3 protein-coding genes are annotated in these 7,931 nt (G+C 63.9%); all 3 read right to left on the bottom strand.

What is annotated here, in order from left to right; genetic code table 11:
• On the bottom strand, positions 1 to 4,042 hold a 4,042-nt coding region (locus BLU17_RS31835), incomplete at its 3' end, for a DUF6531 domain-containing protein (RefSeq protein WP_092006665.1).
• Between the two features lie 41 nt (positions 4,043 to 4,083).
• Positions 4,084 to 6,852 carry a type VI secretion system Vgr family protein gene (locus tag BLU17_RS31830; protein ID WP_092006662.1) on the bottom strand — a complete coding sequence of 923 codons (2,769 nt, stop codon included), beginning with the start codon at positions 6,850 to 6,852 and terminating at the stop codon, positions 4,084 to 4,086.
• Between the two features lie 15 nt (positions 6,853 to 6,867).
• Positions 6,868 to 7,119 carry a PAAR domain-containing protein gene (locus BLU17_RS31825; protein ID WP_092006659.1) on the bottom strand — a complete coding sequence of 84 codons (252 nt, stop codon included), beginning with the start codon at positions 7,117 to 7,119 and terminating at the stop codon, positions 6,868 to 6,870.
• Between the last annotated feature and the right edge of the window lie 812 nt (positions 7,120 to 7,931).

Genomic DNA, 7,931 nt, shown 5'->3' with positions numbered 1-7,931 from the left:
ACGCGTTCCACGCTACTTCGCCCGCCGCATCCGTCAACTCGCGTGGCGTGCCGATCTGGTCACAATGATAGTACGCCAGCGCCCTGAACGGTTGCGGCGCTTCGGGCACATCGGATGAACCACCCATCGCCAACGCCCCGCGCGCCTGCATCATCGGCGTGAAGCTGCCCGGCTCATAGATATAGTGCGTGGTCGCGCGCTGCTCGCAGTCCATCTCGCACGCGAGCGTGTCGCCGTCCCAGCCGTACACCGTCAGCCCGTAGCCGTGCCCGGCCTTCAGGCGCGCACGCAGCACGTCCCCGTACCCGCTGCCGTCCATGCCCGACGTAACCACGTGCGGCTCGGTGAGCTTCGAGATGCGCCGCCCCAACGCGTCGTAGCGGTACGTCGCCTCCATCTGCCGGTCGCTCGCCCGTACCATCCGGTTGAAGCTGTCCCAGCCGAACGTCATGCGCTCGCCGTTGTGCCTGCGTTCGCTCAGGTTGCCGCGATCGTCGTACCCGTAGTGGGTGCCCGCGAACTCCTTCAGCAGGTTGTCCAGCAGAGGGGAGGAGAGCTTGCCGCCCAGTACCCCGATACCGTGCTCATCCAGCGCGGTCGGCACGCGGATGTTGCTCGCCGGATCAAAGCCAAACTTCTCTTCTCCGTATGCCCCCTGCGCCCGCGTGAGCCGCCCCAGCGGGTCATACGCGTAGCGCGTCTCGCCGTGCCGCATGTCGGCGATCTGCGTCAGTTGTCCCGCCGCATCGTAGCCATAGCGCCGCTCGGCCACCTTGCCGCCCGTGCCCTGCAGGACCTGCCGTGCGAGCCGACCCGCCTCGTCATACGCTGTGGTCTGCGTCAGACCGTTGCCCAGCTCGCGGCCCGTTTCGCGGTGCGCGTCATCGCGCGTGAAGTCCGCCACCGTCGCGCCATCGAGCATCAGCCCGTGCATGTGGCCGCTTCCGTAGGTCAGCCAGTCGAGGCGGTGGCCGTCCGGGCGCACGGTCGCCGTGCGCACGCCCAGTTCGTCATATTCGTGACGCCACACGAACGCCCGCGCCCGATTCTCGACCCACATGTGCAGTTCCTCGCGCCCGAGGTTGCCCAGTGCGTCGTACGCGCGCCGCACGCGTGCATGGCCGTTGAGCGCCTGCAGCAAGCGCCCGAAGCCGTCATACGAGAACGTCTCCTCATCCACGTGCACATCGCCCTGCGGCTCGAGGAACACGCGCCCGCTGTCTGTGAACTGGGCCTTCCACCCACGGCGGTGCGCAAGGCGCCCCATTGCGTCATAGCCGAACGCCTGCGTCACGTCGCCGGAGAGCCGGTTTGTCACCCGTGCGCCTCCCGTGCGGTAATACTGCGTGGTGCGGCCGTCGAAATCTGTCTCGGAGTTCAGGCGCCCGTACCGGTCGTAGCCGAACACATATTCACTGGCGTTTTCGTTGCGCAGCTTCGTAATCTGGCCAAGCCGGTTCCACATGTATTCCAGCGCGTCGCCGCGCGCATTGATGCGCTTCGCGAGCAGGCCCGCATCGGTATAGCAGTACTGCGTCTGCCGGCCGAGCGGATCGGTATGCACAAGCAGCCGTCCCTCGGCGTCGCGTTCAAACACCTCGCGCGTCTTGTCCGGCCGGATCAGTGCCGCCAGTTGCCCAGCCTCATACTCGTAGCGCGTCGCTTCGCCCGCCGCGTTCTTCGCCTCGACGAGCCGCCCGCGTTCGTCGTATTTCCACGTGGAAGTCTTGCCCGAGCAGTCGGTAAAGCTTGCGATCTGGCCGTCCGCGCGCCACGCGATCTGCTTTTTGCCGCCCTTCGCGTCGGTGATTTCGACGGGCAGCCCCTCACGGCTGTACCCGTACTTCGTCACGCGCCCGAGCGGGTCAGTCGCTTCGATGACATTACCCTTGCTGTCGTGGTACCGCTCCCAGCGGTAGCCTTCCGGGTCCTGGATGCCCGTCAGGTTGTCGTGCCGGTCGTGGACGTAATACGTCGTGCGGCCGTCCTGCGTGGCATGCGACGTGAGGTTGCTGCGTTCGTCCCACGTGAACGACTCTTCGGTGCCGTCCGGGTGGACGTGGCGCGTGATGTTCTTCGCCGCGTCGCGGAAGAACCATTCCTCGGTGCCGTCCGGATAGACCACCCGGTACGGATAGCCGTTGATGTCGTAGTACTGCTGCGTGGTATTGCCCAGCGCATCGGTGACGAACGTCAGGCGCAGCCGCTCGTGCCATTCGAGGCGCGTATCGAACGTGCCATCGTCGGCCCACTCGCGCACCGCCTTCGCGTCCAGATGCGTGCCGTCCCATTGCAGGTTCATGCCGCGCCCGGTGCGGTCGGTGTAGCGCGTGACGAGGTGGTGCGAATACGCATAGGACCACGACGCGCCGTTCTCGTCGGTCGCGCCCACAAGGTCGCCCGCTTCGTCATAGCGGTAGGACGCGAGCGTGCGCGCGGGCCCGCCCTTGTCATCAAGCAGCGCGATGCGCGTGATGCGGCCCGCTTCATCGTGCGTGAACGCGACGACCTCGCGCGTGCAGGTGGCAAGGGTGGCCAGTTGCCCGTCGGCATACGCCAGCGCAATGGCGTTGCCCGGCCGGTCAGCGATCTTCGTGAGGCGGTACCGTGCGCCCTCACGCCGGAACGTCTCCGTGATCACCTCGCCGTGGCGCAGCGTGATCTCGTCAGCCGATACGTGCGTAATCGTGACCTGTTCAACCGGATCGTAGTGGGTCTTGCCGGTTGCGGGCAGCGGATGGGTGACGCTGCGCCCCGACGCATCGTGATGCACCAGCTTAGGGCCGGTGACCTCAAGGCTGGCATGGAACGGCGTGGTCCAGCGCGCACCGATCGGGCCGCCTTCGTCATGCGCCCCGAAATTCGAACGGTAGGTGCGCGCCCATTCCACGGGCATGACACCCGGCAGAACGAAGTCTACGTGCGTGAACGTCTCTTCGCCCAGTGCAAAACCGATGGACAGGCCCGTCGCCGCCGCAGGCTGGCCGATGGCGCATTTCTTGCACCCCGGCGAGGGCTTTTGCGCCATCGCCTCGTCGCTGCGCACCTCGACTTCATCCCCGCCGTGCTGCTTCTTCGCCTGGCTGGGAGCGTTGCTCTTCACGGTCGCCTCGATGGCGTGTTTTTTCTGCTCATAGACCTGAACCGCGCGGATCAGGATGTTGAGCATGTACATGATCGTGCCCACATCCTCGCGCGACAGGCTCGCGAGCTTGTTCTTCACCACTGGAATGAAGCCGCGCAGCTCCGCTGCCAGGGTATGAATCGCCGCCCTGGCGTTCTGCGGCGCAAGGCTCGCCACCGCGTTGATGTCCGCTTTCCCCACCGCCTTGCTGACTTCCCACACCGCGCCGAACAGGTTGTCGATCGACTTCAGCGGCGAGTGCACCAGTGCACTCGCCGACACCTGTGACACACGCACGCGTGCCGCACGCAGATTCGCGCCCGGATCGGCAAGCTGCCCGCGTGCGATGGCGTCCAGTGCATCGGCCAGCGTGGTCAGGTTCTTCTCGGCCTGGGTGGCGCAGTCCTTGAGGATTTCCTGCAGCCGGGCCTTCGCCTGCTCGACGAACGGCTTGAGTTCGCCCATGAGCGTGGCGGTAAAGTGCGCCGCGATCACGCCGACAATCGCTTCGCCCAGCTCCTTCGCACCGGCTTTCACCGCCTGGCGCACGATGCCCAGCGTCGGACGCAGCGTCATGCGGGCTGCTGCCGTGCCCGGCGGGATGGGCAGCACCCCGATCAGGTTGATGCCGAGGCTCGCCCAGTCCAGAATCTGCTCGATCTCCGGGCGCTTCGCATTCCGGTTTTCGTAGAGCGTGACGATGTCGCCGCACACGTCCACCGCCGCCATGATGTTGCCGAGCACCGGCAGGGCAGCGGAGACCTCCTTGACGCGCTCCAGCGTGACATAGCCGCCGGTGTACTCGCGCAGCCACTGGTCGAAGCGATGCGCGCCCGCGCCAAGGTCGGCGACGAGAACGTTGTTCAGCGGGACAATGGCCGCGTCGACTGCGGCATGGGCGGATTGCTGGGTAGCCATGAATTGCGGATGTATTGTTCTTTGGGGACGCTGAAGGCGGTTCAGGCGGCAGCGACAGGCTGTTCGTCAACGGGCTGCCACGCCGGTGGCTTCTGGTAGCTGCCGATCACCCATGGATCGTGTGGATCGTGGCCGAGCAGCACGCTCACCGCACCCGCCGCAAGGCCGCTGACCATGCCGCGGCCGTTCGCATCGAGCGTGCCGCTGTGCACCGCGCCCAGGCTGTCCGTCACCTTGAAGTCGCTGCCGCCCACGGGCGAACCCGTCACGTACCTGCGCAACACTTCAAGCTGGCCCGGCCCCGACTGCGGCGACGCCGGAAAGCCGCTGCCTTTCGCCTGTGGACCGTCTGTGGAGTGACTGGCTGCGTGAATGTGATGCTGGCCGTTCGTGAAGCCGAGCAGCCCCTGCGGGCTGATCTCCAGTTCCGTGCCGCCGCCGTTCAGGCGGATACCCTGTTTGGCCTTCAGCTCGATCCAGTCGGTCGTGCTGATGAGTTCCAGCGCCTTCTTTGCGACGAGTTCGATCTGGTCGTCCTGCGCTTCGATGTGAACCTTGCCGGAAGCAGCCACCAGCATGATGCCGAGCTTCTGCACGAACACCGAGAACACATTGGCGATGCTGGCAAGAAACGATTGACCTGCCGCAATACCGACGTGCCCGCCCGTGGTGAGCGCGAGGTTCTGGTCGCTCGCGATGTGTGTACTGCCCGTCGTCGTCGTTTCGATACCGGCGGGGCTGGCCAGCAGCAGGTGCGGTGCGGTGAATTCCGGGAAGTCCGTGCTGTCGGAGCCACCACTGCCACGGATGGCGTCGTTCTGGTCCTTGATCGCCTTCGCGACATCGCTCTGGTCGGCGTCGTGCTGCTGTGCGCCGTGCTGTTGCGCCAGCCCCGCCATGCTCTCCTGAAGATCGCGCGCCTGGGTGAGCCGCGCCACCGTTTCGCCGATATCCTTCGCGTGATTTTTCGCGTTGCTGCGCGCCTCGGTCGACACGAGCAGGCCTCTTGCGGCGCGTAGCACGCCCCACAGGTCAGTGCGCAGTTCGAACCCGGTCCCGCGTGCGTCCTGCCGCCCCTTGTTGCCTAGCAGCCGACGGATAAACCCGAGACTGAGAATCGATGCGCCATGGTCACTGGACAGTTGCGCCTGCAATTCACCCTTCGTGTCATCGAACGCCAGATGGTTGGCCTGCGCGCCGCCGTCGAAGCTCTGGCTGCGCATGCCCGAGACCGTCTGGTTTCCCGGCAGCATCCATGCAGGGGGATTGGCACCATTGGCCGGACAGCCAACGATGATGGGCAGGTCCGGATCGCCATTGATGTGATCGACCAGCACTTCAGTGCCAATGCGCGGAATGAACGATGCGCCCATCTGGCTGCCTTGCCACGGCATCGCCACACGTACCCAGATGCTGGAGTTCTGGTCGAACCGCCCAAGACGGTCCCACGGGAACTGGAGCTTCACCCGATGCTGGGCGTCGACCCAGACGTCATGACCTTCAGGGCCGACCACCACCGCGTACTCCGGTCCGCTCGTGCGTGGCTTGCGTGTGATCTGCGGCATGCGGAAGTAGATGTTCGAGGGCAGCACCTCGAAGTCAGACTCGCAACTGAATGCCTGCGGAGCCCCGGCCTCGACACCCACTTCGGTGATCTTCAGCGCGCACGAAACCACCACATATTCGCGGTTGGCTTTTTTCTGCGGATAGCCCTCAAGCGTGAAACTCTGGCCCGTCACGAGCCCGCGCAGGTTGCCATGGCCCTTCGCGCGCAGCCCCTCGCAGTGCAGGGCTTCCATGCTCACGCGGGCGAGATGTGCCGCTTCCGCGCGACCGTCGTTCGATTGACCGTTCAGCCCGCGCCAGCCCGCCATCGGTTGCGCAAAGTCCCCCCACTGGTAGACATCGAGGTGCGCGTTGGCCGTGTTGCGCGGTATCTCGCTGCTTTCGGAAAGGGGCGTGACCTGCTGGCCCATGCGCGGCGACATGTAGTCAAAGTCGACGTTCGTGACCTTGCCCGTAGTGAGCGTGCTCGTGACCGAAAACGCATCGATATGCTCTTCATCAATGCGTTTGCCGCCCGGCGCAAGATAACGTACCGTTTCGTGCGCCGGACCGTGGCGGTGAAACGCGCCCAGCGTGTCAGCCAGTATCAGATGGTGAAAGCCGCCGGAGTGCTCGTACCACCACCAGAGCCCCCATTCTTCCCAGAGGCGCTGCAGGAATCCAAAATCCGTTTCGAAGTGCTGCCGCTGCACATCACGCTTCGGATACCCGCCCTTGAGCCCGGGACCGGCGAGGCGCAGTTCATAGGAATACCCGTACTTCTTCAGTACAGTCTCGGATATCTCCACCACATCCATGCCCGGGAAGAGGCGGCAGTCCCGGGAGCGCGTCGCCAGATGCAGCCATGGGCGGATGACAAGCTGGTAGACGACGGAGCGGCCTTCCTCGCGCACGATGCACGCCGAATCGACCAGACCGGTGATCTCCCTCGTGTACGCGCCGATATTGCCCGCCCCGGTGTTGCCGGGCATGCCCGCGATAAATGTCCCGAAGCCCGGTATCTCTATCGACACCGTCACTTCCGTGCCGACCAGCGCATCGAGGTCGACATTGGCGCTCACACTGGGCGAGAAGTTCCGCGCATCGGGTGTCTTTGCCTCGACGGTGTATTCCGACAGCCTGCCCAGTGTTTCTGTGCCCCACAGGCGCGTGGGCACAAGCACCGGATCACCCTCGTAGGTCGTGGGAAGCGCAGCCCCCGAGAGGGCCAGCGTGCGGGGCTGCGTGGGTTTGTACGTGGACATGGCAGGGAACGGGAATCAGGCGCGCATGAGCGTGGCACCGCACGCGGTCCTGTCACCCAGGTAGGCGACGCGGGTACCCTTGTGGGTGCGCTGGCCGAGGGCAATGATCGGGAAGGGGCCGCCGCACTTCGGGCACATCACGAGATGACCATCAAGGGCGACCTGAATGCCCATGTGGGTCAGGTCGCCAGTGGCCTGGATGACCTTGCCGCCGTGGTCGGTGGTGTCGCCAAGCCGCGCCATGTCACGGCCCTGTGTGTCTTTCATCCTTGTTGTCACTCCCGGTTTTCAGTCGAAGAGCCGCCCGTGGCCACTTCCGGCCTTCGTGCAGACCTCGGGCAATGCTGCCGTCTGTTGTGCAGGCAACGGTTTGCAAGGACATATATCACCGACGAGGGCCGGATTCAATTTTTGAGATGATGATTTGCTGAGGGCCAACAGGAAATGGTGTCGCGGCGAAATTTCGGAATGCAAAATGCGTGGATTTGGGCTTCCCTGCTCGAAAAATAAGCAAGCCACATGTTTTCGAAACGAAAATTGACCATCGACGCCGGTCCGGTGCGCCACACACAATATTACAAATATTACAAATTCGGAAAATCGCGGCGTGGTGGCGGCGTGAGCGGGCGGCCATCCCGACCCTTGGTGGCGTCGCGCGGAGCCGTCAGAGGGGTTAAAAACAGGTCGAATGGCTATTCCCTGTTTCCCGAGACCGGCATCGGTCCTTCAAATGGACAAGTTTGACCGTTCGATATGTCCCTTTGATACTCCGGCGGCGTTCTGTGTTACATTTTTCTTGCGAAGCGGAGCAATTTGGACGTTTTATGCCAATTTTTTGAGCAATTCGGTAATTTTAGATGATCAATCTACCCAAAGCAGGTGATTTTCTCCCCCGCCTGTTCGTGGCAGTCCGAAACACCTTCCTGGTTGCTCTTCCAATCCCTTCGCTTTCCTGAAACGCACCCGTAGCAGCCTCGCGTTTCGATTTCCCCCCATATCGAGCCTGATACCGGACAGCCAGCCGGGGCCGACGCTCGCCTTGAGTATTTTGGATACCTTAATTTATGAATAACGAAAAG

Source organism: Paraburkholderia lycopersici (assembly GCF_900096975.1).
GTDB lineage: Bacteria > Pseudomonadota > Gammaproteobacteria > Burkholderiales > Burkholderiaceae > Paraburkholderia > Paraburkholderia lycopersici.
Note: the sequence above shows the minus strand (reverse complement) of the source record. Positions and strands in the feature narration are given on the sequence as shown.

Coding starts and splice junctions, on each gene's coding strand:
- BLU17_RS31830 (WP_092006662.1), bottom strand. CDS start 6,852: ATGTCCACGTACAAACCCACGCAGCCCCGCACGCTGGCCCTCTCGGGG.
- BLU17_RS31825 (WP_092006659.1), bottom strand. CDS start 7,119: ATGAAAGACACACAGGGCCGTGACATGGCGCGGCTTGGCGACACCACC.